General features: G+C 32.7%; 1 protein-coding gene. It reads left to right on the forward strand.

What is annotated here, in order from left to right; all coding sequences use genetic code 11:
• Positions 1 to 35 precede the first annotated feature (35 nt).
• Positions 36 to 404, forward strand: a 369-nt coding sequence (locus AC066S_RS39795; RefSeq protein WP_478272061.1) for a phage major capsid family protein, incomplete at its 3' end; no start/stop codon positions are given.

Below are 404 nucleotides of genomic sequence, written 5' to 3' on the forward strand. Positions count from 1 at the left end.
CCTTAGCAGTAAGTCCTAAATCTGGATTAGAACACATGTCATTTTATAATGGATCTGTTAAAGAAGTTGAGGGAGCAGACATGTATGATGCTATTATTAACGCTTTAGCAGATTTACATGAAGATTATCGTGATAACGCAACAATTTATATGCGATATGCAGATTATGTCAAAATTATTAGTGTTCTTTCAAATGGAACAACAAATTTCTTTGACACACCAGCAGAAAAAGTATTTGGCAAACCAGTAGTATTTACAGATGCAGCAGTTAAACCTATTGTGGGAGATTTCAATTATTTTGGAATTAACTATGATGGAACAACTTATGACACTGATAAAGATGTTAAAAAAGGCGAATATTTGTTTGTATTAACAGCATGGTATGATCAGCAACGTACATTAGAC

Source organism: Bradyrhizobium sp. CFUWI (assembly GCF_056429085.1).